Here is a 26,023-nt window from a genome sequence, read left to right as displayed (position 1 = left end):
ATTCCGGAAGGCGGCCGCAGCGGCCGCCTTCCTCCCACTTGTGGAACATCCATGTCCCGATTCAATGTGAAGAAAGTCGCCGTGCTCGGCGCTGGCGTGATGGGAGCGCAGATCGCGGCCCATCTGGTCAATGTCAAGGTGCCCGTGGTGCTGTTCGACCTGCCTGCCAAGGAAGGCCCGAAAAGCGGCATCGCCGAGCGCGCCATCGCCAACCTCAAGAAGCTCAAGCCTTCGCCCATCGGCGTGGCCGAGGACGCGGACCTGATCCAGCCCGCCAACTACGAGGAGCACCTCAAGCTGCTCAAGGGCTGCGACCTGATCATCGAGGCCATTGCCGAGCGCATGGACTGGAAGCTCGATCTGTACACCAAGATCGCGCCCCATGTGGCCAAGCACGCCATCGTGGCGTCCAACACCTCGGGCCTGTCCATCACCAAGCTGTCCGAGGCGCTGCCCGACGCGATCAAGCCGCGCTTTTGCGGCATCCACTTCTTCAACCCGCCGCGCTACATGCCGCTGGTGGAGCTGATCGCCACGCCGACCACGCAGCCCGTGGTGCTGGACCAGCTCGAAGCCTTCGTCACCAGCGGCCTGGGCAAGGGCGTGGTGCGCGCCAAGGACACGCCCAACTTCATCGCCAACCGCATCGGCATCGCCGGCATGCTGGCCACCATGAAGGAGGTCGAGAACTTCGGCCTGACCTTCGACGTGGTCGATGACCTCACCGGCAAGAAGCTGGGCCGCGCATCCAGCGGTACCTTCCGCACGGCCGACGTGGTGGGCCTGGACACCATGGCCCATGTGATCAAGACGCTGCAGGACAACCTCAGCGCCGAGACCGATCCCTTCTACGGCAGCTTCGGCACGCCGCCCGTGCTGGCCAAGCTGATCGAGCTGGGCAACCTGGGCCAGAAGGCGAAGAAGGGCTTCTACAAGAAGGTCGGCCGCGACATCCTGCAGTTCGAGCTGGACAGCGAGGACTATGTGCCCGCAGGCGGCAAGGCCGACGAGGTCTATGGCCGCATGCTCAAGAAGCCCGCAGCCGAGCGCCTGAAGCTGCTGCGCAATGCCGAGGGGGCGCAGGGCCGCTTCCTGTGGGCCATCCTGCGCAACAGCTTCCACTACGCGGCCATCCACCTGGAGAGCATTGCGGAGTCCGCACGCGACGTGGACCAGGCCATGCGCTGGGGCTTCGGCATGAAGCAGGGCCCGTTCGAGCTGTGGCAGGAAGCCGGCTGGCTGGAAGTGGCGAAGATGGTCCAGGAGGACATCGATGCCGGCAAGGCATTGAGCAAGGCACCTCTGCCCAAGTGGGTCTTCGAAGGCCCGGTGGCCGAGGCCGGCGGCGTGCACACGGCGCAGGGCTCGTGGAGCCCTGCCAAGGGCCAGTTCGTGCCCCGCCGCGTGCTGCCCGTCTACGAGCGCCAGATCTTCCCCGAGAAGCTGCTGGGCGAAGACAGCCTGCCCGACTGGAAGACGGCAGGTACCACGATCGCCGAATCCAAGGCGCTGCGCACCTGGACGCTGGACGGCCAGATCCTGATCGCCAGCATCAAGAACAAGATGCACGCCATCAGCCCCGAAGTCATGGAAGCGCTGATGGAGGCCGTGGACGTGGCCGAGACCGACTTCCAGGGCATGGTCATCTGGTCGGGCGATGCGCCGTTCAGCGTGGGCGCCGACCTGGAAGCCACCATGCCGGCCTTCGTGATCGGCGGCGCCGACGCCATCGAAAGCGTGGAGCAGGAGCTGCAAAACCTGATGCTGCGCATCCGCTACGCCCAGGTGCCCGTGGTTGCGGCCATCCATGGCATGGCGCTGGGCGGCGGCTGCGAGCTGGCTGTGTACAGCGCACGCCGCGTGGCGCATATGGAAAGCTACATCGGCCTGGTGGAAGTCGGCGTGGGCCTGGTGCCCGGCGCGGGCGGCCTGACCTACATCGCGCGCCGCGCGGCAGAGAACGCCGCCACCAGCACGGGCAAGGACCTGCTGCCCTTCCTGACCGAAGGCTTCACGGCCGCGGCCATGGCCAAGGTGGGCACCAGCGCCATCGAGTCGCGCAAGCTGGGCTACCTGCTGGACAGCGACCTCATTGTGCCGCACAAGGACGAACTGCTCTTCGTCGCCATCAACGAGGCCAAGTCCATGGCCGCAGGCGGCTGGCGCGCGCCGCTGCCGCGCAGCTTCCCCGTGGCGGGACGCAGCGGCGTGGCCACCATCAAGGGCTCGCTGGTCAACATGCGTGACGGCGGCTTCATCAGCGAGTTCGACCAGCATGTGGCCAGCCTGATCGCCAACGTGGTCTGCGGCGGCGACGTGGATGCGGGCACCCTGGTGGACGAGGCCTATCTGATGAAGCTCGAACGCAAGGCGTTCTGCCACCTGATCGGCCATCCGAAGACCCATGAACGCATTCTCGGAATGCTGAACACCGGCAAGCCCGTCCGGAATTGATATGTCCCCCCCTGAGTCGCTTCGCGCCTTCCCCCAGGGGGACGACAGCCTCGCGGCGGGGCGGCCCTTGCTTGCTGTCCCTGACTTGGGACATGCCTGCGTTGCGGGCCGCGAATAACTGAGATCTAGGAGCAATCTCCATGAAACAAATCCAAGACGCCTACATCGTCGCCGCCACGCGCACGCCCATCGGCAAGTCGCACAAGGGCTTTTTCCGCAACTACCGTCCCGACGACCTGCTGGCGACCACGCTGAAGGCCGCGCTGGCCCAGGTGCCGGGGCTGGACCCGGCTGCCATCGAGGACATCATCTGCGGCTGCGCCATCCCCGAGGCCCAGCAGGGCCTGAACGTGGCGCGCATCAGCGCCGTGCTGGCGGGCCTGCCCACCAGCGTGGGTGGCATCACCGTGAACCGCTTCTGCGCCTCGGGCCTGTCGGCCGTGGCCATGGCGGCGGACCGCATCCGCGTGGGCGAGGCCGACGTGATGATCGCGGCCGGCGTCGAGAGCATGAGCATGGTGCCCATGATGGGCAACGCGCCCTCGCTGTCGCCGTCCATCTTCGAGCGCGATGGTGACGTGGGCATTGCCTATGGCATGGGCCTGACGGCCGAGAAGGTGGCCCAGCAGTGGAAGGTCTCGCGCGATGCGCAGGACGCCTTTGCGCTGGAGTCGCACCGCCGTGCCCTGGCCGCGCAGCAGGCCGGCGAGTTCAAGGACGAGATCACGCCCATCGAGGTCACCGACCGGGGCCTGGACCTGGCCAAGGGCGAACCCGTGGTGCGCACGCGCACCGTGGAGCTGGACGAGGGCGCACGCCCCGACACCAGCCTGGAAGGCCTGGGCAAGCTGCGCACCGTGTTCGCGGCGCGCGGCTCGGTGACGGCCGGCAACAGCTCGCAGACCAGCGATGGCGCAGGCGCGCTGATCCTGGCCAGCGGCGCCGCCGTGCAGCGCTTCGGCCTCACGCCGCTGGCGCGCTTCGTGAGCTATGCCAGCAAGGGCGTGCCGCCGGCCATCATGGGCATCGGCCCCATCGAAGCCATCCCGGCCGCGCTGCGCTATGCGGGCCTCAAGCAGGACGACATCGACTGGTTCGAGCTCAACGAAGCCTTTGCCGCCCAGTCGCTGGCCGTGGTCAACACGCTGGGGCTGGACCCCGCCAAGGTCAATCCCATGGGCGGCGCCATCGCCCTGGGCCACCCGCTGGGTGCCACAGGCGCCATCCGCTCGGCCACCGTGGTGCATGCGCTGCGCCGCAAGCAATTGCGCTACGGCATGGTGACGATGTGCGTCGGAATGGGCCAGGGCGCCGCCGGCATCTTCGAGCGGGTCTGACCGTTGCTCAAGGCCCCGTTCGCGGGGCTTTGTCTTTTTCGCTCATCCCATTTTTTCCCATCCATGCGAGCCGGCACAGAAACGGCACCGACCAGGAGACAGCCATGGAACAACACCAACTCAGCAGCGACGGCGCCACGCTGGCGCTGCGCGTCTATACGCCCGCTGGCCCGCCGCACGCCAGCGTGGTCATCGGCGGGGCCATGGGGGTGCGCCAGGCCTTCTACGAGGCCTTTGCCACCTGGCTTGCGGGCCAGGGCTATCGGGTGACCAGCTTTGACTACCGGGGCCATGGCGATTCCCTGCAAGGCTCTTTGCGCCAGGTGCGTGCCGACCTGTGCGACTGGGCGCGCGACTACGAGGCAGTCATCGCCCATGCCAAGGCGCAGTTGCCGGACCAGCCGCTGTTCCTGATCGGCCACAGCCTGGGCGCCCAGCTGCCGGGCCTGCTGCGCTCCCCGCAACTGGTGGACGGCCTTTTGAGCATTGCGGCCGGCAGCGGCTACTGGCGCGACAATGCGCCCCGCCTCAAGCGCATGGTTCCCTATTTCTGGCATGTGCTGGTGCCCGTGGCCACGCGCCTGTGCGGCTACTTTCCGGGCCGGCGCCTGCGCAAGGTGGGCGACCTGCCGGCCGGCGTCATGCTGCAGTGGCGCCGCTGGTGCCTGAATCCGCGCTACAGCGTGGGTGCCGAGGGCGAGGCCGCCGCGCGCAGCTACGCCGCCGTGCGCTTTCCGGTGATGGCGCTGTCCATGAGCGACGACGAACTCATGACCTGGCGCGGCACCGAGCACCTGTTCGCGCTCTACGCCAATGCCCCCAGCCGCATCGAGCGCATCGAACCCAAGGCCCTGCAGTTGCGGCGCATAGGGCATTTCGGTTTCTTCCGCGCCGATATGCGCGACGCGCTCTGGGGCCGGGCCGTGGACGTGTTCTCGGGCTGGACCAAGGCGCCGGCCGCCGCGGCCCACCCGCGCTTTCCCTCACCCGCAGAGTCGCCGGCTTGACGGACGCGGGCGCCGCTTGCCATCACACTCGTTTGCCATGAGCACAGACATCCATCCTCTCGACCAGGCCGTGGCGCTCACGCCCACCGGCGCCGTGGGCCACTACCAGGGCCAGACCACGCAGGACTACTGGAACATGGTGGGCCCGTACGGCGGCATCACCGCCGCCGCGCTGGTGCAGGCCATCCAGCAGCATCCGCTGTGCCTGGGCGATCCGCTGTCCATCACCGTCAACTACGCGGCCGCGCTGGGCGCGGGGCGCTTCGACATCGAGGCCCGCCCCGTTCGCACCAACCGCTCCACCCAGCACTGGCTGCTGACCATCACCCAGCCCGACCAGGATGGCGATGCCCAGGTCGTCACCACGGCCACGGCCGTCACGGCCGTGCGGCGCAGCACCTGGGGCGGCACCGACCTGGCCATGCCCGAGGTGCCGTCGCCCGCCGCCGTGCCGCGCGTGCCGCCGCTGGGCGGCGTGGAATGGCTCAACCGCTACGACATGCGCTTTCTCGACGGCATCATTCCCCAGACCTGGGATGGCCGCGAGACCGACAGCCTCACTCGCCTGTGGGTGCGCGACGAGCCGCCGCGCGCACTGGATTTTTGCGCGCTGGCCGGCCTGGCTGACGTATTCTTCCCGCGCGTGTGGCTGCGCCGCGCACAGCGCACCCCGGCGGGCACGGTGTCCATCACCGTCTACTTCCATGCGGGGCGCGAGGAACTGGCCGCCGCAGGCACGGGCCACCTGCTGGCCCAGGCGCGCGGCCAGGAATTTCGCAACGGCTTCTTCGACCAGAGCGCCCAGCTGTGGAGCGAGGCCGGCGTGATGCTGGCGAGCAGCCACCAGATCGTGTATTTCAAGGAATAAGCAAGGCAAGACCATCATGAGCGAAACCACCCAGGACATCCTCGTGCACACCGAAGCCGGTGTCTGCACCATCACCTTCAACCGCGCAGACAAGAAGAACTCCATCACCGAGGCCATGTACGCCAGCATGGCCGATGCGCTGGCCCAGGCCGGCGAAGACGCCGCCGTGCGCTGCGTGGTCTTCCAGGGCGACATGGCCATCTTCAGCGCGGGCAACGACATTGCCGACTTCCTCAAGCAGTCGGCCGGCGGCGCCGCCAGGCCGGAGGGCGAGCAGCGCCCCGTCTGGCGCTTCCTGCATTACATTGCCGCCTTTCCCAAGCCCGTGATCGCCGCCGTCTGCGGCCCGGCCGTAGGCATCGGCACGACCTTGCTGCTGCACTGCGACCTGGTCTATGCGGGCGACAACGCGGCTTTCTCGCTGCCCTTCGTGAACCTGGGCCTGTGCCCCGAAGCGGCCTCCAGCCTGCTGCTGCCCCAGATGCTCGGCTACCACCGCGCGGCCGAGGCCCTGCTGCTGGGCGAGCCCTTCCTGGCCGAAGCCGCCCTGGAAGTGGGCCTGGTCAACCGCGTCGTGCCGCCCAGCGAATGCAATGCGCTGGCCCAGGCCCAGGCCAGGAAGCTGGCGGCCAAGCCGCTGTCGGCCCTGATCGAGACCAAGCGCCTCATGAAGGCCGGCCAGTCCGGCCTGGTGCGCGAGCGCATGGCCGAGGAGGGCGCGAGCTTCGGCAAGCTGATGGGCGGACCTGCTGCCAAGGAGGCGTTCACCGCGTTCATGGAGAAGCGCAAGCCGGACTTCAGCCAGTGCTGAAATCCACGAAGGCCTCTGAGGTGCCCGTGCAGTTCGAGCCCGAGTTCATCGCCGGGCTGCGCGAGGTGTTCGAGCGCCAGATCGCCTTCAACCAGGTGCTGGGCCTGCGCATCACCGAAGTGCTGCCCGAGCGGGTTGAAGGCCGCATCACCATGCGGCCCGAGCTCATAGGCCACGCCGCCTACCAGCGCATCCACGGCGGCGTGATCAGCGCCGGCCTGGACTCCATGGGGGGCCTGGCCGTCATGGCGGCCATCGGCGCCAAGCACATGGACGACGCACCGCTGCAGCGCCTGCACCGCTTCTCGCGCCTGGGCACCATCGACCTGCGCGTGGACTACCTGCGCCCCGGCATCGGCAGCGAATTCATCCTGCGCGCCGAGGTGCTGCGGCTGGGCTCGCGCGTGGCCAACACGCGCATGGAATTCCTGGGGGCCGATGGCAGCTTGCTGTCCACGGGGACGGCGGCGTACATCGTTTCTTGAAGCATGGCCCGCTGACTGCGGGCCTTCTTTTTTGCGTGTCTTCACCCCCAGCGCGCGCGCCACACGGCCCAGGCCGTGCCTGCGCCATAGGCGGCCATGGCCACGGCCACGAGGATGAACAGCGACTGGGCGCTGCCCAGGCCGCTGGACATGAGCCAGCCGCCGCCCACCACCACGATCAGCAGGCGCACCGTGCCGGCCAGCACGGGAGCCCAGACGCGGCCTGCGCCCAGGGAGGCGAAGTACAGCACCAGTCCCAGGCCGAACAGCCCGAAGGCCGGGCCCACGGTGCGCAGGTAGAGGTCGGCATAGGCGCGCACGGCCGGGTCGCCGGTGAAGATGCCTGACCACAGCTGCGGCCAGACCATGACCACCAGGCCCAGCACGCCCAGCAGGGCGGCGGCCATGGCGCCGCCCGACCAGGCCACGCGGCGCGCGCGGGCCACCTGGCCGGCGCCCATGGCCATGCCCACCATGGGCACGGCGGCCATGCCCACGCCGAAGGCCATGGGGATCAGCAGGAACTCCAGCCGCTGGCCAATGCCGTAGCCGGCCAGTGCCAGCGGGCCCAGGCGGGCGACCATGCCTGTCAGCAGCAGCGCGGCCAGCGCCGTTTGCACGGGGGACAGGCAGGCCAGGGCCCCCACGCGCAGGATGTCGCGGAACATGGGCCAGGCCAGGCGGGGCCTGCGCCAGTCCAGTTGCAGGCGCTGCTGGCCCCATTGCAGATAGGCCAGGAAGACTGCGACGGCCAGTGCCATGGCCACGATGTTGCCCACGGCCACGCCCGGCATGCCCCAGCGCGGCATGGGTCCCAGGCCCAGCCCCAGCGTGCCGCCGACAGCGATCTGCACCAGCGAGGCCGCAAAGATCACGGCCGACGGCATGCGCATATTGCCCGTGCCCCGCACCACCGATGCCAGCGTATTGCACAGCCACACCAGGATGGCGCCGCTGAACAGCACGGCGCCAAAGCCTGTGGCCGCTGCCAGCACCTCGCCGCGCCCGCCCAGCCAGCTGTAGAAGGTGGCGCCGCAGAGCACGAAGATGAGCGAGTACAGCAGGCCTGCGATGGTGCCGATGACGATGGAGTGCAGGGCCAGTGCCGAGGCACGCGCGCCGTCGCCCGCGCCCAGCGCGCGGCTGATGGCCGAGGACACGCCGCTGCCCATGGCACCGTTGCTCATCATCTGCGTGAGCATGGCCAGCGGAAACACCAGGGCCATGGCCGCCAGCGATACGGTTCCCAGCTGCCCCACGTAGTAGGTCTCGGCCACGGCGACCAGCACCGACATGCTCAGCGCCACCATGTTGGGCACGGCCAGGCGCATCAGGGTGGAGGCGATGGGGCCACTGACCAACGGATGCGCGGACCCGCTGGCCGCAGCGCCAGGGGCTGCGGAGGGCAGGGCGGCGCTCATTCCGCGCTCTCCTGCGTGGCGGTTTCCAGCACGGGCAGCATGCCCAGCACCAGGCTTTCCAGCGCGCCGATCTGCTCGCTGCCGCACAGCTCGCGCACGCGCTGCTGGGCCTGGCGCCACAGGGCGGCAGCCTCGCGGATGCGGGCGCGGCCTTCGGGCGTGACCACCACGCAGCGGCTGCGCGCATCCGCGCCGGGAACCAGGTCGATGAAGCCGGCCTGCTGCAGCGTGCGCAGATTGCGCGTCATCGTCGTGCGGTCGGTGTGCAGCTGCTCGGCCAGGGCCGAGACGGTGGGCGGGCCGTCGGGCGCATTGCGCGCCTGCACCAGCAGGCTGAACTGCGTGCCGCGCAGGCCGCTGGGCGCGAGCGTGTCGTCATAGAGCTGGGAGATCTTGCGCGACAGGCTGCGCACCATGAAGCAGGTGCAGACCGGACTGGCGGCGCTTGAGGTGGAGGAGGTCATGGGGCGTGGGGCAGGTGGCCTGGAATGGAAATAAGTGTAGATGCACCTATTGATTTGCGCATGTCCGCTGCGCGACCTGCACATGCGCGGTGTGTGATCGAGAAAGGCTTGCAAGCACATGAAACGGGAGAACCATCTGGTTACTTTTCTTGCGAGATGCCGGCATTTGTTGCCAGTTCGTGTGCGTAGCATCGGATTTTTCCGAAGGAGACCCACCCATGGCTGTTCAGAACCCGTTCTTTGGCAAGCGCGACAACGATGCTTTCACCTCCCGCAACACCCTGGGCAGCGGCATAGGCGCCACCGGTACGGGCGGCAGCCCCTCCGGTGCCGTCACGCCCAGCTCCAGCGTGACAAGTCCGTCGACCGCCCAGCGCCAGGCATCGGCCGTGGCGCAGGACTCCCAGGGCAGCAAGCTCACCGTAGGCCCCAATATCAAGCTCAAGGGCGTGGAGATCACCGACTGCGACACGCTGGTCGTCGAAGGCACGGTGGAAGCCACCATGGACTCGCGCGTGATCCAGATCGCCGAGCAGGGTGCCTTCCACGGCACGGCCGAAATCGACATCGCCGAGATCCATGGCGTGTTCGACGGCACGCTGACCGTGCGCGAGAAGCTGGTCATCTACGGCACGGGCAAGGTCAGCGGCAAGATCCGCTACGGCAAGGTGGTGATCGAAGAGGGCGGCGAGCTCACGGGCCAGATCGAGGCCGGCTCCTCGCCGCGCTCGTCCTCGTCGGGTTCGGCTGTGGCATCCAGCGCCTCCAGCCTGTCTTCCTCGTCGGCCGCCTCCAGCGACAGCGCCGCCAGCAGCTCCGCTGCGCTGGCCGCGGCCAGCGCGGCCGCCTCGCTGCAGCCGCGCGTCACGCCGTCGCTGGCATGAGCGATCTCTGCTGCCGGAAATGAAAAGCGACCTGCGAAGGTCGCTTTTTTCATGGCTGCAGAGGCGGGGCGGGTTCAGCCGGCCTGCTGCTGCTTGCGTTCTGCATTGCGCTCGGCCGATGCGCGCCAGGAGCGCACCTGGTCGTTGTCCGGCAGCGACTGGGGCTTGCCCTGGCCGTCGATGGCCACGTAGGTCAGCAGGGCTTCGGTCACCTTGACGAAGCGGCCCTGGTCGGCAAAGCGCTCGGCATAGACCTCGACATCGACCGTGACCGAGGTGCGGCCCACGCGCTGCACGCTGGAGTAGAACGACAGGATGTCGCCCACGCGCACGGGCTGCTTGAAGATGAACTCGTTCACGGCCACGGTGACCATGCGGCTCTGGCCCAGGCGCGAGGGCAGCACCGAACCTGCCAAGTCAACCTGCGCCATGACCCAGCCGCCGAAGATGTCGCCATTGGCGTTGACATCGGCAGGCATGGGAATGACCTTGAGAACCAGCTCCTTGTCTGCGGGCAAGGGATGGGGCGGGAGGTCTGGGCGGGGTGGCATGGGCACAATCGGGTCAATATAACAACCGAGAATTGTCTTTCATGCGACGCGAGAGCGCTTCCCCTACGGATTTACCCTTAGTCCCAACCCCGGCACCGTCGCGGGACTGGAACGCGCTGCGGCGCCTGCTGCCCTACCTGTGGCAATACAAGTGGCGCGTGCTGGCGGCGCTGGGCTTCATGATCGGGGCCAAGCTCGCCAACGTGGGCGTGCCGGTGCTGCTCAAGCACCTGGTCGATGCGCTGGATCTGAAGGCCGGCGATGCCCGCGCGGTGCTCGTCGTGCCCGTGGCCCTGCTGCTGGCCTACGGGCTGCTGCGCTTTTCCAGCTCGCTGTTCACCGAGCTGCGCGACCTGGTCTTTGCCAAGGCCACGCAGGGCGCCTCGCGGGCGATTGCGCTGTCCACCTTCGAGCACCTGCATGCGCTGAGCCTGCGCTTTCACCTGGAGCGCCAGACCGGCGGCATGACGCGCGACATCGAGCGCGGCGTGCGCAGCACCGAGTCGCTGATCTCGTATTCGCTCTACAGCATCCTGCCCACCTTCATCGAAATGGCTCTGGTGCTGGGCATCCTGGCGTTGCGCTTCGACATCTGGTTCGCGGCCATCACACTGGCGGCGCTGGTGTTCTACATCACGTTCACGGTCACGGTGACCGAGTGGCGCACGCGCTTTCGGCGCGAGGCCAATGCCCAGGAGTCGGCGGCGCACACCAAGGCCATCGACTCGCTGCTGAACTACGAGACCGTCAAGTACTTCGGCAACGAGGGCTTCGAGGCGCGGCGCTACGACGAGAACCTGGAGGCGCTGCGCCGCGTTCGCCTCAAGAGCCAGAGCACGCTGAGCCTGCTCAACTGCGGGCAGCAGCTGATCATCGCCACGGCCCTGGTCGCCATCCTCTGGCGGGCCACGCAGGGCGTGGTGGATGGCCGCCTGTCGCTGGGCGACCTGGTCATGGTCAACGCCTTCATGATCCAGCTCTACATCCCGCTGGGCTTTCTGGGCGTGATCTACCGCGAGATCAAGCAGAGCCTGACCGACCTGGAGCGCATGTTCACCCTCATGGACAAGGAACGCGAGGTGGCCGACGCGCCCGGCGCCCAGCCGCTGCAGACCCATGGCGCACCGCCCGAGCTGCGCTTCGAGCATGTGGACTTCGCCTATGACCCCGAGCGGCCCATCCTCAAGGACGTGAGCTTCACCATTCCCGCCGGCAAGACCGTGGCCGTGGTCGGCCCTTCGGGCTCGGGCAAGAGCACGCTGGCGCGGCTGATCTTCCGCTTCTACGACGTGCAGTCCGGCCATGTGCGCATCGCCGGGCACGACCTGCGCGAGCTGACCCAGGACAGCGTGCGCGGCGCCGTGGGCATCGTGCCGCAGGACACGGTGCTGTTCAACGACACGGTGGAATACAACATCGCCTACGGCCGCCCTGGCGCCAGCCGCGAGCAGGTGGTGGCGGCCGCGCGCGCCGCGCGCATCCACGACTTCATCGAGGCCACACCCCAGGGCTATGCCACGCGCGTGGGCGAGCGCGGCCTGAAGCTGTCGGGCGGCGAAAAGCAGCGGGTGGCGATTGCGCGCACCCTGCTCAAGGACCCGCCCATCCTGATCTTCGACGAGGCGACGTCGGCGCTGGACTCGGCCAACGAGCGCGCCATCCAGGCCGAGCTGCAAAGCGCCGCGCGCAACAAGACGGCGCTGGTGATTGCCCACCGCCTGTCCACCGTGGTCGATGCGCACGAGATCCTGGTCATGGAGGCGGGCCGCATCGTCGAGCGCGGCACCCACGCCCAGCTGGTCGCGGCGGGCGGGCGCTATGCGGACATGTGGGCGCTGCAGCAAAGCGGGGAGCCCGCCGTGCTGTAGCGCGGGGCGGCCGAGGGACCGGGCGGCCGGGTGCCTGGACGGCTTCAGGGCTTGAGGTGCGTGACCAGGAACTGCTCCATGGCCTCGTAGAACTCGAACTTGTTCTCGTCGTTGTGAAAGCCGTGGCCCTCGTTGTCCTTGACCATGTACTGCACCTCGACGCCGCGCTCGCGCAGCGCCTTCACCACCTGGTCGCTCTCGTCCTTGTTCACGCGCGGATCGCGCGCGCCCTGGGCGATGAACAGCGGGGCCTTGATGCGGTCCACGTGCAGGGCCGGCGAGGTGGCGGCCAGGCGCTCCCTGTCGCGCTCGGGATCGCCCACCATGGCGTGCATCTGGTCCAGCAGCGGCTTCCAGTAGGGCGGAATGGTCTTCATGAAGGTGAACAGGTTGGACACGCCCACATAGTCCACGGCCGCCGCATACAGGTCGGGCGTGAAGGCCACGCCGGCCAGCGTGGCATAGCCGCCATAGCTGCCGCCGTAGATGCCGATGCGCGCAGGGTCGGCAATGCCCTGGTCGATCAGCCAGTGCACGCCGTCGGTGATGTCGTCCTGCATCTTCAGGCCCCATTGGCCGAATCCCGCTTCCCAGAACGCGCGGCCATAGCCCGTGGAGCCCCGGAAGTTCACCTGCAGCACGCAGAACCCCCGGTTGGCGAGGAACTGCACTTCGGGGTTGTAGCCCCAGCCGTCGCGGGCCCAGGGGCCGCCGTGCGGGTTGATGATGCAGGCCAGGTTCCTGGGCTCGCGGCCGGCCGGCAGGGTCAGGTAGCCGTGGATGGTCAGGCCGTCGCGGCTGGTGTAGCTGACGGGCTGCACGCGCGACATGGCGGACTCGGGGATGGCCGGGTTGATGTCGGCCAGCTTGGTCAGCGCGTCAGCGGCCGCGTCGTAGATGTAGCGCGCGCCCGGCGTGCGGTCGTTGAAGGCGGCGACGATGAACTTGTCCTCGGCGCGGTTGGCGCCCTGGATGGCGAAGTCGTAGCCCGGCAACTGCGCGGCCAGCCGGCCGTACAGGGCTTCGGTCTCGGCATCGAAGAAGCGGTACTGCGGCTTGTCGGTCTGGTAGGCGGCCAGGGTCAGCACGCGGCGCTTGCGCGAATAGGCCGCCGCGCCCAGATCGACTTCCTCGGGCACGAAGATTTCTTCTTCCTCGTCGGGCCGGGCCGGGTCGATGACCACCAGGGCCAGCTTGTCGCGGCCCCGGTTGGACAGGGCGTAGAGCTTTTGGTCGTCGAAGGTGAAGAAGGCCGGGCTGACGCTGGTGCGGTAGTCGGTGGTGATCAGGGGCTGGAACTCGCCGGCCTCGTCGTCGCGGTAGAGCAGGGCGCTGTTCAGGCCGTCGCTGGCCACGGCGGCCCGCACGCGGCCTGCGTGGTCGGTCTGCCAGCCGACGATGTTGCCGGGGTTCTGCGCCACCAGTTGCGCCGCCCCCGTGTGCACGTTCACGCGGTATACGTCGAAGACCTCGGCATCGCGCCGGTTGTGGCTGATCAGCACATGGTCGGGGTCGTCTTCCAGGTCGTCCTCGATGCTGGCGCGCACGCCTTCCCAGGGCGTCAGGTCGGTGGCTTCGCCGCTGCGCGCGTTGACCGCCAGCACGTGGAAGTTCTCGTCGCCGCCGAAGTCCTTCTGGTAGAGCACTACATCCGGGCCCTTCCAGAAGAAGTTGCTGATGTCGCGCTCGGTCTCGGCCGTGATGCGGCGCGGCTCGCCCACAGGGGTGCTGCCCTCCAGCGCCTGCACATGGATATTCATGCGCGCCGGATGGCCGTCCACGCTGACGGGCTGCATGAAGCCCAGCATGCTTCCGTCATCGGCCAGGCGGAAGAAGCCGCGTTCCGGATTGCGGAAGAAGTCCTTGATCGGATAGGCCTGCGGAGCCTGCGCATCGGCGCTGGCATCCCGTGCCAGGTTGAGGATGTGGGCGGCCATGGCGGGGTGTCGGGAAAACGTCGGCAAGGGTGACCTCCTGGGTTGCAGCGGCAGGGGAAAAAGGGAGCCGGCCATGATGCCATGGTGCTGTATACAAACAGGCGGGCCACTGTCTTTGCTGGGATTGGTTGTATACATTTGATTGGTGTTTTCCCGTGTTTTTGCGGAAAAGTGCACCATGAATCGCCTTGAATGTATACATTTACGCCATTCCATCCAGACAAAGCCCCATGAGCCCCCAGCTTGCCCCCGCCGCCTCCGAAGCGGAAAGCCATTCCCAGGTCATCAAGGCCCAGCTGCAACTGCGCGAGATGATTCTTGCGGGCGAGTTGCCCGCAGGCGAGCGCATTGCCGAGCTGACCGTGGTGCAGCGCCTGGGCATCTCGCGCACGCCGGTGCGCGCCGCGCTGATGCGGCTGGAGCAGGAAGGCCTGCTCGAAGCCATGGCCGGCGGGCGCGGCTACCGCGTGCGGCTGTTCTCCGAGGCCGACGTGGCCGATGCCATCGAACTGCGCGGCACGCTGGAAGGCCTGGCCGCGCGCTGGGCGGCCGAGCGCGGCGTGGCCGAGCCGCTGCTGGCGCAGGCCGGCCGCTGCCTGGATGCCATCGACCGCGTGCTGGAGACGCCCGACTGGGGCGATGAGGCCTTCTCGCGCTATGTGGCGCTGAACTCCGAATTCCACGACCTGCTGCATTCCATGGCCGGCAGCAGCGTCATGCAGCGCGAGCTGGAGCGCGTGGTGCGCATGCCCTTCGCCTCGCCCTCGGGCTTTGTGCTGGCGCGGGCCGAATCCCCGCGTGCGCGCCACAGCCTGATGGTGGCCCAGGACCAGCACCGCCAGGTGCTGGACGCCATTGCCGCGCGCGAGGGCGCCCGGGCCGAGGCGCTGATGAAAGAGCACTCGCGCATTGCGCGCCGCAACCTGCGCGAAGCCGTGAGCGAGCCCGGCAGCCATGCGGTTCCTGGCGTGCAGTTGATCCGAGCCTGATTCGAGTCTGACCCGCGCTTGATCTGCGCTTGATCTGCGCTTGATCTGCCCTTGATGTGCGCCGGCGGCCTCGGCCGCCTGCGCCCCAGCCACCGCAGCGCCAAGGACTGCGGACCCCACCCATAAAGGAGACCCCCCATGAGCACATTCCCCAAGAACACCTGGTACGTGGCCGCCACGTCCGACGAGATCCAGGACAAGCCGCTGGGCCGTCGCATCTGCGGCGAGCGCATCGCGTTCTACCGCGCGCAGCACGGCATTGCCGCCGTGGAGGATTTCTGCCCGCACCGCGGCGCGCCCCTGTCGCTGGGCTTTGTCTGCGAGGGCAAGCTGGTCTGCGGCTACCACGGGCTGGAGATGGGCTGCGACGGCAAGACCATTGCCATGCCGGGCCAGCGCGTGCGCGGCTTCCCCGAGATCCGCAGCTATCCCGTCGAGGAGCGCCATGGCTTCATCTGGGTCTGGCCCGGCGACAAGGCGCTGGCCGATGCCGCGCTCATCCCGAAGCTGCCCTGGCACGACAACCCCGAATGGGCCTATGGCGGCGGCATGTTCCACATCCAGGCCGACTACCGGCTGATGATCGACAACCTCATGGACCTGACGCACGAGACCTATGTGCACGCCAGCTCCATCGGCCAGGCCGAGATCGACGAGACGCCCTGCAAGACCGAGACGCGCGGCGAGGGCGCCGATGTCGAGGTGGTCACCAGCCGCTTCATGAACGACATTCCCGCGCCCCCGTTCTGGAAGATGGCGCTGCGCAGCAACGGCCTGGCCGACGATGTGCCCGTGGACCGCTGGCAGGTCTGCCGCTTCACCCCGCCCAGCCATGTGCTGATCGAGGTCGGCGTGGCCCACGCAGGCCACGGCGGCTACGACGCGCCCGACGAGCACAAGGTCTACAGCATGGTGGTGGACTTCATCACGCCGGAGACCGAGGAGTCCATGTGGTACTTCTGGGGCATGGCGCGCCGCTTCAATCCGGGCGATGCCGAAGTCACCGACCGCATACGCGAGGGCCAGCACAAGATCTTCAGCGAAGACCTGCAGATGCTGGAGCTGCAGCAGCGCAACCTCAGTGCCCACCCCGACCGCAAGCTGCTCAAGCTCAACATCGATGCGGGCGGCGTGCAGTCGCGCAAGGTCATCGACAAATGGATTGCGCAGGAACAGCAGGCGGCGGCGGTGGCCGCAGCAGCGGCCCAGCCTGCCGCCGCGGTGGCCTGAGGCCGGCCATGGCCCGGCGCGCATCCAGGACCGGCGCCGGGGATGGGGTAATCTCGGCGGGCTTCAACCCCAGGGCCGCAAGGCCTGCCGCCACCGATGGTCCACTCCGCCTCCGATCCGCTTTCCATCGACCTCTACGACCAGCCGGGCCACCTGATCCGGCGCGCGCAGCAGATCGCGGCGCAGCTGTTCCGCGACGTGCTGGGGCCGGACGTGACGCCCGTGCAGTACGCCATCCTGCGCATGCTGCAGGAAAAACCGGGCATCGACCAGGTAACGCTGGCGCGGCTGGTGGCGCTGGACAACTCCACCACGGCCGACATCGCGGCGCGACTGGAGGCCAAGGGCTGGGTGCTGCGCGAGATCCTGCCCCGGCGCCAGCGGCGCCTGACGCTCACGGCCGAGGGCGAGGCCATGCTGGGCGGCTTCGTGCCGAATGTGCACGAACTGCACAACCGCATGCTGGCCGCGCTGGAGCCCGAGGAGCAGGCCGAGTTCAAGCGCCTGCTGCGCAAGTTCGTGCAGTTGCACGACGCACGCGACGCCCTCGACGCTTCCTCATCCGACTGACAGCGGCCCGGCCGCCTCCGCGTCCGAGACTGCGCGGCCCCGCCTGATCGGGGAAATCCCGGTATCTGGCGCCGATTTTCATTCAGTAAACTGAATCACATTCAGCATACGTAATGATGTGTTGAGAACACAAGAAAGCTCCCACAGAGCTTCAACCCAAGGAGACCCACGATGACTGCCTCTACCCCTGTTCCATGGCTGCAGCGGCCTTGCGCCGCCGCATCGTCCAACTGCCCGTTGCGGGAGCTGCGGCCATGAGCGCCGACCTGCGTGCAAGCGTCGACCAGCGGCCCATGACGCGCTTCCAGTGGTCGGTCATAGCCCTGTGCATGGTGCTCAACATGATCGACGGCTTCGACGTCCTGGTCATGGCGTTCACGGCCTCTGCCGTGTCGGCGCACTGGCAGCTCAGCGGCGCCCAGCTGGGCTTTCTGCTCAGTGCAGGCCTGTTCGGCATGGCGGGCGGATCGCTGTTGATCGCGCCCTGGGCCGACCGGCTGGGCCGCCGGCCGCTGATCCTGGCCTGCCTGGCCCTCTCGGGCGTGGGCATGCTGGGCTCGGCCTTCAGCCAGAGCGCCACGCAGCTGGCGGCGCTGCGCGTGCTCACGGGCCTGGGCGTGGGCGGCATCCTGGCCTGCAGCAACGTGATCGCCAGCGAATACGCCTCGCAGCGCTGGCGCAGCCTGGCCGTCACGCTGCAGTCCACGGGCTACGCGCTGGGCGCCAGCATTGGCGGCTCCATCGCGGTGTGGCTGCTGGGGCGCCATGACTGGCGCGCGGTCTTCCTGTTCGGCGGCTGCGTGACGCTGGGCGTGCTGGTCCTGGCCTGGTGGCGACTGCCGGAATCCATGGACTTCCTGCTGGCGCGGCGCCCGGCCGGCGCGCTGCAGCGGCTCAACGCCCTGGTCGGGCGGCTGGGCCTGCCCGCATTGGCTGCGCTGCCGCCTGCCGCGCCCGCATCGGCGGGGCCGGCGCGGCGGGGCCCGCTGCAGCTGTTCGCACCGGGCCTGCGCCGGCCCACGCTGCTGGTCTGGCTGTCGTTCTTCGCGGTGATGTTCGGCTTTTACTTCGTCATGAGCTGGACGCCCAAGCTGCTGGCCGCCTCGGGCCTCACGCCCGAGCAGGGCGTGACCGGCGGGGTGCTGCTGAGCCTGGGCGGCATCCTGGGCGCCACCTTGCTGGGCCTGCTGGCGGCGCGCTATCCCGTGCACCGCGCGCTGGCCGGCTTCATGCTGGCCACGGCCGTGCTGCTGTGCTTCATCGTGAGCAATCCGGGCTCGCTGCTGCTGTCGTATGCGCTGGCTTTTCTGATCGGCGTCTTCGTCAACGGCTGCGTGGCCGGGCTCTATGCCATCGCGCCCATGGTCTATGGCGGCGAGGTGCGCGTGACCGGCGTGGGCTGGGGCATAGGCATAGGGCGCATCGGCGCCATCGTCTCGCCCATGGTCGCGGGCTCGCTGCTGGACGCCGCGTGGTCGCCCAGCCAGCTCTATGTGGGCTATGGCCTGGCCTTCGTGTTCGCGGCCTGCATCGTGTCGCTGCACCGGCTGCAGGGGCCCGAAGCCGGCAGGCCCGCAGCCACGCGCCGCACGCTGTCGGCGCATTGAGCGCGACTTGCAGACAAGAAGGAGAACCCATGACCGAATGCACCACCATTGCACCTGCCTCCACGCCTGCCTTCCCGCTGGACCAGTGGTATGTCGCCGGCTTTGCCTGGGAGCTGCAGGACGCGCCACTGGCACGCACCCTGCTGGGCCGGCCCGTCGTGCTGTTTCGCACGCCCGATGGCAGCGTCGCCGCGCTGGAGGACCGCTGCTGCCACCGCGAGCTGCCGCTGTCCTGCGGCACGGTGGAGGCGCGCGGCCTGCGCTGCGGCTACCACGGCCTGCTGTTCGACCGCGCCGGCCAGTGCCTGGAGATTCCGGGCCAGCAGCGCATACCGCCCAAGGCCTGCGTCAAGTCCTTCGACCTGCGCGAGCGTGACCAGATCCTCTGGATCTGGATGGGCGCCACACCCGATTCCGTGCCCGCGCAGGAGCCGCCCGCCTATCCCGTGCACGGCGATGCGCGCTACCGCTTCGGCGGCGATGTCTACCACTACGACGCGCCCTACCAGCTCATCCACGACAACCTGCTGGACCTCAGCCACCTGGGCTATGTGCACCTCAAGACCATTGGCGGCAATGCCGGCATCCACATGAATGCGGAGCTGCAGGTCCGCCAGGACGGGGACAGCGTCACCGTGCTGCGCTGGATGCCCGACTCCGACCCGCCGCCCACCTATGCGGCAGCCTGGCCGTTCGCGGGCCGCATCGACCGCTGGCAGGAGGTGGAGTTCCATCCCTCGCACGTGTGCATCTGGACCGGCGCCATGGACGCAGGCAGCGGCCGGCTCGACGATCCGCAGCGCGAGGGCTTTCACATGCGGGGATTTCACGGCGTGACGCCGGAGACCGAGCATTCGGCCCACTACTTCTGGACCATTGCCACCAACCCGCATCCCGACATGCAGGACACCACGCGCCTGGTGATCGACCAGACGGCTGCCACCTTCGAGGAGGACAAGGTCGTCATCGAGGCCCAGTTCCGCAACCAGCAGCGCTTTGGCGCGCGCCCTGTCATCGACATCCACGTGGACGCCGGCCCCAACCGCGCGCGCCGCGTGATCAGCCGGCTGCGCGAGGCCAGCGCCCGTGCGCTGGCGGCGGCCTGATTTTCCGAACCCATCCCTTTCCGCTTTTTTTCCCCATGCAAGCCAACCCCATCCTCCAGGTGCGCGTCGCGCGCAAATGCGCCGAGGCGCAGGACATCTGCAGCCTTGAACTCGTGCCGCTGGACGGCCAGAGCCTGCCCGCCTTCACGGCCGGCTCGCACATCGACCTGCACCTGCCGGGCGGCCTGGTGCGCCAGTACTCGCTGTGCAACGACCCGCAGGACACGGGCCGCTACGTGGTCGGCGTGCTGCGCGAGGCCGCCTCGCGCGGCGGCTCGGCCGCCGTGCACGAACAGGTGCAGGAAGGCCAGCAGATCGCCATCGGCGCACCGCGCAACCACTTCGCGCTGCATGCGGGTGGCCCTGCGCGGCATCTGCTGCTGGCCGGCGGCATAGGCATCACGCCCGTGCTGGCCATGGCGCGCCAGCTGGCGCGCGAGGGTGCCGACTTCGAACTGCACTACTGCGCGCGTTCGCGCGAGCGCATGGCCTTCACGGCCCTGCTGCAGTCCATGCCCTGGGCCGACCGCGTGCACCTGCATGTGGATGGCGAGGGCGCGCTCGACATGGCGCAGCTGCTGGGCGCCCCGCAGGCGGGCCTGCACCTGTATGTCTGCGGCCCACGCGGCTTCATGGACGCGGCCCTGGGCATGGCTCGCACATCGGGCTGGAGCGAGGACCGCCTGCACTACGAATTCTTTGCAGGCGAGGTCGTGCAGCGCGAGGGCGATGCCGGGTTCGAGATCGAGATCGCCAGCACCGGCCAGGTGGTGCGCGTGGCGCCCGAGCAGACCGTGGTCCAGGCGCTGGCCGGCATCGGCGTGGAGGTGCAGACCTCGTGCGAGCAGGGCGTGTGTGGCACCTGCCTCACGCGTGTGCTCTCGGGCGAGCCCGAGCACCGCGACATGTACCTGACCGAGGACGAGCAGGCCGCCTGCGACCAGTTCCTGCCCTGCTGCTCGCGCGCGAAATCCGCCCGGCTGGTGCTGGACCTGTAGCGCTGGACCCGGCCGGCCGGCGCACAATGAGGTTTTCCCCCAAGGCCCGCCCTGTGGCGGCGGGCGCCGCCTTCCTGCCATGCAACCTGCCCTGCTCGTCCTCAACTTCAATACCGAGGCCCATCTGCGCCAGATGGCCCAGGCCTTTCCCTCCTTCGAACTGCTCTACGCGCCCGACGCCGCCCAGTGCGAGGCCGCCATCGCCGAGCACGGCACGCGCATACAGGCCGTGCTGACCATAGGCTCCATCGGCCTGTCGGCCGCGCAGATGCAGCGCATGCCCGCCCTCAGGCTGGTCTGCGCGCTGGGCGCGGGCTACGAGAACATCGATGTCGCCCATGCGCAGGCCCACGGCATTGCCGTGGGCAACGGCGCAGGCACCAATGACGACTGCGTGGCCGACCATGCCATGGGCCTGCTGATCGCCTCCGTGCGCGGCCTGGTGCGCCTGGACCGCGCCACGCGCGACGGCGTCTGGCGCACCGCCATGCCGCTGCCGCCCAATGTCTCGCACAAGCGCCTGGGCATCCTGGGCATGGGCGCCATCGGCGCCAAGATCGCCCAGCGCGCGCTGGGCTTCGAGATGGAGATCGGCTACCACAACCGCAGCCCGCGCAGCGGGCTGCCCCACCGCTACTTCGGCGACCTGCTGTCCCTGGCGCAATGGGCCGATGTGCTGCTGGTCGCCACGCCGGGCGGCCCGGGTACGCGCCATCTCGTCAACGCCCAGGTGCTGGACGCACTGGGCCCGCAGGGCCACCTGGTCAATATCGCGCGCGGCAGCGTGGTCGATACCGCCGCCCTGGCCGCCGCTGTGCGCGAAGGCCGCCTTGCCGGCGCGGGCCTGGATGTCTACGAAAGCGAACCTGCGCCACCGGCCGAACTGCTGGACCTGGACGCCGTGGTGCTCACGCCCCATGTGGGCGGCTGGTCGCCCGAAGCCGTGCAGGCCTCGGTGGACCGTTTCATCGCCAACATGCGCTGCCACCTGGAAGGCCGCCCGCTGGTCTCGCCGGTCACGGCCTGAGGCTGGATTCAGCCCTGTGCCATCCCGGCAGCTGCTGCCAGGTGCAGCAGCCCCATGACCAGGCAGAGGGCCGAGGACACATGCCAGAAGCGGTCGCTGTTGTCCGGGAACCGCGGTTTCAGCCACGGAAAGGCCGCGGCCCGCGCCACCAGCACCAGGCCGGCCCCGGTCAGCACCGGGCGCATGAAGGGCAGGGGACCCAGCAGGCCCGCGCCTGCCAGCGTATACCCCGCCAGCAGCGACAGCACCACGCCGATGGCCGCCGACACCAGCGGCGGATACCAGTGCCCGGCCTCGGCCATGCGCGCCATGCGCTCGCCGGCACCCATGAGCCGCAGCCCACGTCCCCCCCAGACGATGCAGGCGAAGTGGGCCAGCGCGGCCGCCGTGTCGAACAGGGCGGCGGCCAGGGCCAGCAGTTGCACGCCCTTCACGGCAGGGCTTCCCACGCGCCGGTGTGCTGATGGTTCTTCATGGTGTATTCCTTGGGATTTGCTGCAATGGCCGGCCACTGTAGTGCTTAAACTCCGGGCAGAAAACTCGCCTTGTGCTCAGGTTTTGCCGCATGCCCTCCCATACCTCCGCTACCACTGAATCCCAGAGAAGAAGACAGCCCGTACAGGCCCGTGCGCAGCGCACGCTGGAGGCCATTGTTCAGGCAGCAGCTCAGATTCTGGTCAAGGAGGGCGAAGCCGCGCTCACCACCAATCGCATTGCCGAGCGCGCAGGCGTCTCCATCGGCACGCTCTACCAGTACTTCCCCGACAAGCAGGCCGTCTTGCGCGCCATGGTCGATGGCCAGCGCCTTGCGGCCGTCGCGGCCATCGAGGCCTGGCTGGAGCAGGCGTCGGAGCAGGGCCTGCCGCGCGAGGCCGTGGCGCGCGGCGTGGTCGCCTGCATCGTCGAGGGCTTTGCGGGCCGCACGCCCGCGCGGCGCAAGCTGGCGCGCTTTGCCTGGCGCCAGGATGGTGACGAGCGCATTGCCCTGTCCATGCGCGAGACCGCCGAGCGTATGGCCGCCCACCTGCAGCGCTGGGGCGGCCCCTCGCTGTCCTATGCGCGCCTTTACGTGGCCACGCGGGCCGTGCTGGGCACGGTGCGCTTTGCCTCGCTGGAGGCTTCGCCGCTGATCGCCTCGGGCGCACTGGAGGAGCTGCTGTGCGAGATGGGGGCAGATATGTTGCTGGGTGGCGCGACGGACGCGGGAGCCGCTGCCCGTGCCCCTGCCCCATAGGCAGCAGGGGCTGTGCCTGTGCCATTTCGCTGGACCGGCTTCGCAGCAAGGCATGCCTTGATGGGCGGGCTGAAGTCCTGGTCGTCCTTGCGAAGCAGGATGGCGAAAAAAAGGCCCCGCAGAGCGGGGCCTTTTGCTTCTACCGGAGTGTGCGATCAACCGATAGCATTCTAACGAGTTCGCGCGGCAATGGCTTTCTCCGCCACATCCACCAGGTCGGCGCCGACCTGCTGCTTCCACTTGTCGTAGACGGGGCGCGTGGCCTTGACGAAGGCTTCGCGCTCGGCCGGCGTGAGCTGGGTCACGGTCACGCCGTTGGCGGCCAGGTCCTTGAGCAGGGGCTTGTCGGCCTCGATCATGCCCTTGCGCGCGATCATGACCTGCTCCTTGGCCGCGTCCACGGCGGCCTGGCGCACGATGTCCTGGTCTTCCTTGGTCCAGGTGGCCCAGATGTCCTTGTTGACCACGAAGATCAGCGGATCGTTGATGTAGCCCCACAGCGTCAGATGCTTCTGGCCCACGGACTGCAGCTTGGCGGCCATGTAGACCGAGACGGGGTTTTCCTGGCCGTCCACGGCGCCGCTGGCCATGGCGGGCTGGGCATCGGCCCAGCTCATCTGCGTGGGGTTGGCGCCCAGCGCGGTGAAGGTGTCCAGGAACAGCGGCGAGCCCACGACGCGGATCTTCAGGCCCTTGAGGTCGGCAGGGGTCTTGATGGCGTGCTTGGAGTTGCTGATCTCGCGGTAGCCGTTCTCGCCCCAGGCCAGCGGCACCACGCCGGCCTTGTCCAGGCGCTGGAACAGGCGCTTGCCGGGCTCGCCATGCGTGAGCGCGTCGGCGGCCGCGTAGTCGGGCATCAGGAAGGGCAGGGCGAACAGGTTCAGCTCCTTGATCTGGGGCGACCAGTTCAGCGTGGAGCCCACGGCCATGTCGATCACGCCCTGGCGCAGCGCGCTGAATTCGCGCGTCTGGTCGCCCTGGATCAGGGACACGCCCGGGTAGAGCTTGATGTTGATGCGGCCGTTGGTGCGCTCGCGCACCTTGTTGGCCCAGATCTCGCCGCCCTTGCCCCAGGGAAAGGCCGTGCCCAGCACCAGCGACATGCGGTACTCGCTCTTGTACTTGGCCGGAGTCTGCGCCACTGCGGGAGCGGACGAAAGGGCCAGGGCCGCCGCTGCGGCCAGGCCGCTGGCGAGGAAAGTGCGAAGTTTCATTGCGAAGGTCTCCTTGTTGAATTTTTGGGAAATCAGTAGCCCAGGCGTGCTGGGAGCCAGAGAGCCAGCTGCGGGAAGGCGATCACGGCGATCATCACCAGGAACATGGCCAGCAGCATGGGGCCGACCCAGCGCACGGTGGACTCCATGCGCACGCCCGCGATGCGGCAGGACACCATCAGGTTCACGGCCAGCGGCGGCGTGAACTGGCCCAGCGCCACCTTGAGCGTGAGGATGACGCCGAACCACACCGGGTCCCAGTGGTAGTGCTGCATGATCGGCAGCAGCAGCGGCACGAAGATCAGGAAGATGGAGATGCCGTCCAGGAACATGCCCACGGTGATCAGCAGCAGGATCAGCAGCGCCATCACGCCGTACTCGCCCAGGCCCGATTCCACGATGGCCTTGGCCACCGGATCGATCACGCCCAGCGTGGACAGCGAGAACGCGAAGATGCCGGCCAGCGACACCACCAGCAGGATCACGGCCGACAGCTCGCCGGCCTCGCGCAGGATGGGATACAGGTCGCGCAGCGTGATGGTGCGGTGGATCACCATGCCCACGAACAGGCCGTAGAACACGGCCACCACGGCGGCCTCGGTAGGGGTGAACCAGCCGGCGCGCATGCCGCCCAGGATCAGCACCGGGGCGGCCAGGCCCCAGGAGGCCTCGCGCAGGCTGCGCCAGAACGGCGGGCGCGGCATGGACGATTCCAGCGCACCCATCCTGTGCCTGCGGGACATCCACACGGCCGGAACGATCAGCGCCACGCCGGCCAGGATGCCGGGGATCATGCCGGCCGCAAACAGCGCCGGCACCGAGGCGCCGGGCACCAGCACCGAGTAGATGATGAAGGCCACGGACGGCGGGATCAGGATGTCGGTGGCCGCAGCCGCGCCCACCACGCTGGCCGAGAAGCTGCCCGGATAGCCGGCGCGGCTCATGGCCGCGATCATCACGCCGCCCACTGCAGCGGCATTGGCCGGGCCCGAGCCCGAGATGCCGCCCAGGAACATGGCCACGGCAATCGCCACCAGGGGCAGCATGCCGGGGCCGCGGCCCACGATGGCCACGGCGAAGTTCACCAGGCGCAGCGCCACGCCAGAGCGGTCGAAGATCGAGCCCACGAGCACGAACATCGGAATCGCCAGCAGCGGGTACTTGCCCAGGCCGGCATAGAAGTTCTGCGGCACTGCCAGCAGGCCGAACCACTGCGTGTCGGGGCTGGCCAGCGCGATGGCGGCCGACCCTGCCAGGCCCAGGGCCGCGCCGATGGGCACGCCCAGGAGCATCAGGCCCAGGAAGGCGATGAAGAGCAGGGTCGCGATCATGGCGCCTTCTCCTCGTCCACGAAGGCGCCGGGGCGCCCCTGGCGCAGGAACAGTTGCAGCGCGCGCAGCGTGATCAGCGCCGAGCAGATGGGCAGCCACATCGAATACCACCACTGCGGCACGCCGATGCCGGGCGAGGTTTCCTCGAAACGGTAGTCGTCCCAGACCACGCGCACGCTCAGTGCGGCGATCACCGCGAACAGCAGGGCCACCATCAGCGTGCCGAAGCGCGCCAGGCGCTTCCTGCGCAGGGCGCTGCCGCCTTCGGCGAAGTATTCGATGCGGATGTGGGCGTTGCGCGCCACGGCCGCCGAGCCCGCGACCATGGCCAGCAGGATCATCAGGAAGACCGAGATTTCCTCGGTCCACGCGAAGGAAGAGGAGGTGAAGTAGCGCACCAGCACATTGGCGAAGGTGATCAGGGCCAGCAGGGCCATGATGACCACGGTGAGCCAGTCCTCGATGCGCAGCGAACGCGGCTCGTCCGGCTGGGAAGGCGTCTCAGCGGCGCCGTTTTCGGTGGGAGGGGATGACATGGACGCGGGGAGTCAGAAAATTACACATGGCGGGGCAGATGCAGTCACTGAGCTTCCTCGGCGTCGTGTGCCGGGGGCCGTGAGGAAAAAATGT

Annotated in this window: 24 protein-coding genes; 16 read left to right on the top strand and 8 right to left on the bottom strand. The window is 68.5% G+C overall.

From position 1 onward, the window contains the following. Positions 1 to 51 precede the first annotated feature (51 nt). From ACRSCF_RS26385 to ACRSCF_RS26360, 6 genes are all read left to right on the top strand, one after another. Entirely contained in the window at positions 52 to 2,454 is a 2,403-nt protein-coding gene (locus ACRSCF_RS26385; RefSeq protein ID WP_012203269.1) for a 3-hydroxyacyl-CoA dehydrogenase/enoyl-CoA hydratase family protein, read from the top strand. Positions 2,455 to 2,594: 140 nt separating this feature from the next. After that, on the top strand, positions 2,595 to 3,791 hold the full coding sequence (locus tag ACRSCF_RS26380) for an acetyl-CoA C-acyltransferase (RefSeq protein ID WP_016446429.1): 1,197 nt from the start codon (positions 2,595 to 2,597) through the stop codon (positions 3,789 to 3,791). A gap of 104 nt (positions 3,792 to 3,895) precedes the next feature. After that, on the top strand, positions 3,896 to 4,798 hold the full coding sequence (locus ACRSCF_RS26375) for an alpha/beta hydrolase family protein (protein ID WP_013804196.1): 903 nt from the start codon (positions 3,896 to 3,898) through the stop codon (positions 4,796 to 4,798). Positions 4,799 to 4,835: 37 nt separating this feature from the next. Next, a complete protein-coding gene (locus ACRSCF_RS26370) occupies positions 4,836 to 5,666 on the top strand; it encodes an acyl-CoA thioesterase (protein ID WP_034365068.1) in 831 nt (276 codons plus the stop codon). A 16-nt stretch (positions 5,667 to 5,682) separates the two neighbouring features. Then, positions 5,683 to 6,477, top strand: a complete 795-nt coding sequence (locus ACRSCF_RS26365) for an enoyl-CoA hydratase (protein ID WP_034365066.1) — start codon at positions 5,683 to 5,685, stop codon at positions 6,475 to 6,477. Further along, positions 6,471 to 6,962, top strand: coding sequence for a thioesterase family protein (locus tag ACRSCF_RS26360; RefSeq protein WP_034365063.1), 492 nt, complete (start codon positions 6,471 to 6,473; stop codon positions 6,960 to 6,962). Before ACRSCF_RS26365 ends, ACRSCF_RS26360 begins: the two co-directional genes overlap by 7 nt. Before the next feature lie 41 nt (positions 6,963 to 7,003). Here the strand turns inward: ACRSCF_RS26360 and ACRSCF_RS26355 are convergent, their stop codons facing one another. Together ACRSCF_RS26355 and ACRSCF_RS26350 are read right to left on the bottom strand one after the other, a co-directional pair. Next, positions 7,004 to 8,383, bottom strand: coding sequence for an MATE family efflux transporter (locus tag ACRSCF_RS26355; protein WP_252651492.1), 1,380 nt, complete (start codon positions 8,381 to 8,383; stop codon positions 7,004 to 7,006). Next, positions 8,380 to 8,847 (bottom strand): MarR family winged helix-turn-helix transcriptional regulator, encoded by a 468-nt coding sequence (locus ACRSCF_RS26350; protein WP_013804191.1) that lies wholly within the window; start codon positions 8,845 to 8,847, stop codon positions 8,380 to 8,382. The genes ACRSCF_RS26355 and ACRSCF_RS26350 overlap by 4 nt, the downstream gene beginning before the upstream one ends. A 218-nt stretch (positions 8,848 to 9,065) precedes the next feature. Between ACRSCF_RS26350 and ACRSCF_RS26345 the strand changes: the two genes are divergently transcribed. After that, a complete protein-coding gene (locus tag ACRSCF_RS26345; protein ID WP_016446423.1) occupies positions 9,066 to 9,731 on the top strand; it encodes a bactofilin family protein in 666 nt (221 codons plus the stop codon). A 74-nt stretch (positions 9,732 to 9,805) separates the two neighbouring features. On the opposite strand, the gene ACRSCF_RS26340 is transcribed toward ACRSCF_RS26345, so the two are convergent. Further along, positions 9,806 to 10,282, bottom strand: coding sequence for an acyl-CoA thioesterase (locus ACRSCF_RS26340; protein WP_013804190.1), 477 nt, complete (start codon positions 10,280 to 10,282; stop codon positions 9,806 to 9,808). A gap of 41 nt (positions 10,283 to 10,323) precedes the next feature. Between ACRSCF_RS26340 and ACRSCF_RS26335 the strand changes: the two genes are divergently transcribed. Continuing rightward, positions 10,324 to 12,150, top strand: a complete 1,827-nt coding sequence (locus ACRSCF_RS26335; RefSeq protein WP_016446422.1) for an ABCB family ABC transporter ATP-binding protein/permease — start codon at positions 10,324 to 10,326, stop codon at positions 12,148 to 12,150. Positions 12,151 to 12,194: 44 nt separating this feature from the next. Here ACRSCF_RS26335 and ACRSCF_RS26330 read toward each other — a convergent pair whose 3' ends face one another. Beyond that, positions 12,195 to 14,087, bottom strand: coding sequence for a S9 family peptidase (locus tag ACRSCF_RS26330; RefSeq protein ID WP_126311349.1), 1,893 nt, complete (start codon positions 14,085 to 14,087; stop codon positions 12,195 to 12,197). Between the two features lie 230 nt (positions 14,088 to 14,317). Here ACRSCF_RS26330 and ACRSCF_RS26325 point away from each other — a divergent pair, with 230 nt between their 5' ends. The 7 genes from ACRSCF_RS26325 (at position 14,318) to ACRSCF_RS26295 (ending at position 21,614) form a co-directional block, all read left to right on the top strand. Further along, a complete protein-coding gene (locus tag ACRSCF_RS26325; RefSeq protein WP_016451803.1) occupies positions 14,318 to 15,076 on the top strand; it encodes a GntR family transcriptional regulator in 759 nt (252 codons plus the stop codon). A 138-nt stretch (positions 15,077 to 15,214) separates the two neighbouring features. After that, positions 15,215 to 16,306: an aromatic ring-hydroxylating oxygenase subunit alpha gene (locus tag ACRSCF_RS26320; RefSeq protein WP_012203282.1), complete on the top strand. Its 1,092-nt coding sequence runs from the start codon at positions 15,215 to 15,217 to the stop codon at positions 16,304 to 16,306. Between the two features lie 96 nt (positions 16,307 to 16,402). Next, complete coding sequence (locus tag ACRSCF_RS26315; RefSeq protein ID WP_016446419.1) at positions 16,403 to 16,876, top strand: MarR family winged helix-turn-helix transcriptional regulator; 474 nt, start codon at positions 16,403 to 16,405, stop codon at positions 16,874 to 16,876. Between the two features lie 254 nt (positions 16,877 to 17,130). Continuing rightward, complete coding sequence (locus tag ACRSCF_RS26310; protein ID WP_244387495.1) at positions 17,131 to 18,483, top strand: MFS transporter; 1,353 nt, start codon at positions 17,131 to 17,133, stop codon at positions 18,481 to 18,483. 29 nt (positions 18,484 to 18,512) lie between these two features. Beyond that, a complete protein-coding gene (locus ACRSCF_RS26305) occupies positions 18,513 to 19,589 on the top strand; it encodes an aromatic ring-hydroxylating dioxygenase subunit alpha (RefSeq protein ID WP_034365056.1) in 1,077 nt (358 codons plus the stop codon). A 35-nt stretch (positions 19,590 to 19,624) separates the two neighbouring features. Then, the gene (locus tag ACRSCF_RS26300; RefSeq protein WP_034365054.1) at positions 19,625 to 20,587 is read left to right on the top strand and encodes a PDR/VanB family oxidoreductase; all 963 of its coding nucleotides are present in this window, start codon (positions 19,625 to 19,627) and stop codon (positions 20,585 to 20,587) included. A gap of 79 nt (positions 20,588 to 20,666) precedes the next feature. Further along, positions 20,667 to 21,614 carry a 2-hydroxyacid dehydrogenase gene (locus tag ACRSCF_RS26295; protein WP_017404541.1) on the top strand — a complete coding sequence of 316 codons (948 nt, stop codon included), beginning with the start codon at positions 20,667 to 20,669 and terminating at the stop codon, positions 21,612 to 21,614. Between the two features lie 8 nt (positions 21,615 to 21,622). Here ACRSCF_RS26295 and ACRSCF_RS26290 read toward each other — a convergent pair whose 3' ends face one another. Then, positions 21,623 to 22,063: a hypothetical protein gene (locus tag ACRSCF_RS26290; RefSeq protein WP_244387493.1), complete on the bottom strand. Its 441-nt coding sequence runs from the start codon at positions 22,061 to 22,063 to the stop codon at positions 21,623 to 21,625. Positions 22,064 to 22,179: 116 nt separating this feature from the next. On the opposite strand from ACRSCF_RS26290, the gene ACRSCF_RS26285 reads away from it, so the two are divergent. Next, the gene (locus tag ACRSCF_RS26285; RefSeq protein ID WP_244387491.1) at positions 22,180 to 22,848 is read left to right on the top strand and encodes a TetR/AcrR family transcriptional regulator; all 669 of its coding nucleotides are present in this window, start codon (positions 22,180 to 22,182) and stop codon (positions 22,846 to 22,848) included. Between the two features lie 170 nt (positions 22,849 to 23,018). Here the strand turns inward: ACRSCF_RS26285 and ACRSCF_RS26280 are convergent, their stop codons facing one another. The 3 genes from ACRSCF_RS26280 to ACRSCF_RS26270 are packed head-to-tail and all read right to left on the bottom strand — an operon-like array spanning position 23,019 to position 25,929. Beyond that, positions 23,019 to 24,062 carry a DctP family TRAP transporter solute-binding subunit gene (locus tag ACRSCF_RS26280; protein ID WP_244387489.1) on the bottom strand — a complete coding sequence of 348 codons (1,044 nt, stop codon included), beginning with the start codon at positions 24,060 to 24,062 and terminating at the stop codon, positions 23,019 to 23,021. A gap of 32 nt (positions 24,063 to 24,094) precedes the next feature. Continuing rightward, positions 24,095 to 25,393, bottom strand: a complete 1,299-nt coding sequence (locus tag ACRSCF_RS26275; RefSeq protein WP_244387487.1) for a TRAP transporter large permease — start codon at positions 25,391 to 25,393, stop codon at positions 24,095 to 24,097. Continuing rightward, on the bottom strand, positions 25,390 to 25,929 hold the full coding sequence (locus ACRSCF_RS26270) for a TRAP transporter small permease (protein ID WP_016450270.1): 540 nt from the start codon (positions 25,927 to 25,929) through the stop codon (positions 25,390 to 25,392). The genes ACRSCF_RS26275 and ACRSCF_RS26270 overlap by 4 nt, the downstream gene beginning before the upstream one ends. Positions 25,930 to 26,023 lie beyond the last annotated feature (94 nt).

This window comes from Delftia sp. 11MD (assembly GCF_050907895.1).
GTDB classification, from domain to species: Bacteria; Pseudomonadota; Gammaproteobacteria; order Burkholderiales; family Burkholderiaceae_C; genus Comamonas; species Comamonas tsuruhatensis.
The sequence above is the reverse complement of the archived record's forward strand: the minus strand, read 5'-3'. Positions and strand labels throughout refer to the sequence as shown.